Source organism: Marinobacter sp. ST-43, assembly GCF_030541085.1.
GTDB lineage: Bacteria > Pseudomonadota > Gammaproteobacteria > Pseudomonadales > Oleiphilaceae > Marinobacter > Marinobacter nauticus.
Genome location: NZ_JASSVO010000044.1, coordinates 1 through 2,850 on the forward strand (window position 1 = coordinate 1; position 2,850 = coordinate 2,850).

The following is a 2,850-nucleotide window of genomic DNA, read 5'->3' on the forward strand; positions in this document are numbered from 1 at the left end:
GATCAGTTGTCTTGGGGTTATATAGTCAAGCAACTAAGCGCATACGGTGGATGCCTTGGCAGTCAGAGGCGATGAAAGACGTGGAAGCCTGCGATAAGGTTCGGGGAGCTGGCAAACGAGCTGTGATCCGGACATCTCTGAATGGGGAAACCCACCAACCTTCGGGTTGGTATCTTACACTGAATCCATAGGTGTAAGAGGCGAACCAGGGGAACTGAAACATCTAAGTACCCTGAGGAAAAGAAATCAACCGAGATTCCCTAAGTAGCGGCGAGCGAACGGGGACCAGCCCTTAAGCTGAACAACTGGTAGGAGAAGGCTCTGGAAAGTGCCGCCATAGTGGGTGATAGCCCCGTATCCGAAACCTGAGTTCAGTGAAATCGAGTAGGTCGGCGCACGAGAAACGTTGACTGAACATGGGGGGACCATCCTCCAAGGCTAAATACTCCTGACTGACCGATAGTGAACCAGTACCGTGAGGGAAAGGCGAAAAGAACCCCTGTGAGGGGAGTGAAATAGACCCTGAAACCGTATGCGTACAAGCAGTCGGAGCAGACTTGTTCTGTGACGGCGTACCTTTTGTATAATGGGTCAGCGACTTATGTTCAGTGGCGAGGTTAACCGTTTAGGGGAGCCGTAGGGAAACCGAGTCTGAATAGGGCGAATTAGTCGCTGGGCATAGACCCGAAACCGGGCGATCTATCCATGAGCAGGTTGAAGGTGCCGTAACAGGCACTGGAGGACCGAACCCACTGTCGTTGAAAAGCCAGGGGATGACTTGTGGATCGGAGTGAAAGGCTAATCAAGCCCGGAGATAGCTGGTTCTCCCCGAAAGCTATTTAGGTAGCGCCTCGGACGAATACCACAGGGGGTAGAGCACTGTTTGGGCTAGGGGGTCATCTCGACTTACCAACCCCATGCAAACTCCGAATACCTGTGAGTACTATCCGGGAGACACACGGCGGGTGCTAACGTCCGTCGTGAAGAGGGAAACAACCCAGACCGCCAGCTAAGGTCCCAAAGTACCAGTTAAGTGGGAAACGATGTGGGAAGGCTCAGACAGCTAGGAGGTTGGCTTAGAAGCAGCCACCCTTTAAAGAAAGCGTAATAGCTCACTAGTCGAGTCGGCCTGCGCGGAAGATGTAACGGGGCTCAAACTGGTCACCGAAGCTGCGGCTGCATACTTTGTATGCGGGGTAGGGGAGCGTTCTGTAAGCCTGCGAAGGTGTGTTGAGAAGCATGCTGGAGGTATCAGAAGTGCGAATGCTGACATGAGTAACGACAATGCGGGTGAAAAACCCGCACGCCGGAAGACCAAGGGTTCCTGCGCAACGCTAATCGGCGCAGGGTGAGTCGGCCCCTAAGGCGAGACCGAAAGGTGTAGTCGATGGGAAACGGGTTAATATTCCCGTACCTTGGATAGCTGCGATGGAGAGACGGAGAAGGCTAGGTGAGCCGGGCGACGGTTGCCCCGGTTTAAGCATGTAGGGAGTGGACTTAGGCAAATCCGGGTCCACAATCCCGAGACGCGACGACGAGTGCCCAAGGGCGCGAAGTCATTGATGCCCTGCTTCCAGGAAAATCTTCTAAGCTTCAGGCTATTCGAGACCGTACCCCAAACCGACACAGGTGGTCAGGTAGAGAATACCAAGGCGCTTGAGAGAACTCGGGTAAAGGAACTAGGCAAAATGGTGCCGTAACTTCGGGAGAAGGCACGCCGGTGTGTACGTGAAGCCCCTGCGGGTGGAGCGGAAGCCGGTCGAAGATACCAGGCCCCTGCGACTGTTTATTAAAAACACAGCACTCTGCAAACACGAAAGTGGACGTATAGGGTGTGACGCCTGCCCGGTGCCGGAAGGTTAATTGATGGGGTTAGCATTCGTGCGAAGCTCTTGATCGAAGCCCCGGTAAACGGCGGCCGTAACTATAACGGTCCTAAGGTAGCGAAATTCCTTGTCGGGTAAGTTCCGACCTGCACGAATGGCGTAACGATGGGGGCGCTGTCTCTACCCGAGACTCAGTGAAATTGAAATCGCCGTGAAGATGCGGTGTATCCGCGGCTAGACGGAAAGACCCCGTGAACCTTTACTATAGCTTCACAGTGAACTTTGAGCATGCTTGTGTAGGATAGCTGGGAGGCTTTGAAACCGGGACGCCAGTTCCGGTGGAGCCAACCTTGAAATACCAGCCTGGCATGTTTGAGGTTCTAACTCTGGCCCCTTATCGGGGTTGAGGACACTGTGTGGTGGGTAGTTTGACTGGGGCGGTCTCCTCCCAAAGCGTAACGGAGGAGCACAAAGGTGGGCTAAGCACGGTCGGACATCGTGCGGTTAGTGTAATGGCACAAGCCCGCTTGACTGCGAGACAGACACGTCGAGCAGGTACGAAAGTAGGTCATAGTGATCCGGTGGTTCTGTATGGAAGGGCCATCGCTCAACGGATAAAAGGTACTCCGGGGATAACAGGCTGATACCGCCCAAGAGTTCACATCGACGGCGGTGTTTGGCACCTCGATGTCGGCTCATCACATCCTGGGGCTGAAGCCGGTCCCAAGGGTATGGCTGTTCGCCATTTAAAGTGGTACGCGAGCTGGGTTTAGAACGTCGTGAGACAGTTCGGTCCCTATCTGCCGTGGACGTTGGAGATTTGAGGAAAGCTGCTCCTAGTACGAGAGGACCGGAGTGGACGAACCTCTGGTGTTCGGGTTGTCACGCCAGTGGCATTGCCCGGTAGCTATGTTCGGACAGGATAACCGCTGAAAGCATCTAAGCGGGAAGCCCCTTCCAAGATGAGATCTCCCCGAGGCCTCGAGCCTCCTGAAGAGCCGTTCAAGACCAGGACGTTGATAGG

General features: G+C 54.5%; 1 rRNA gene. It reads left to right on the top strand.

The annotated features are described in order from the left end of the window. Positions 1-23: 23 nt before the first annotated feature. Positions 24-2,850 (top strand): 23S ribosomal RNA (locus tag QPL98_RS19295); the annotation flags it as partial.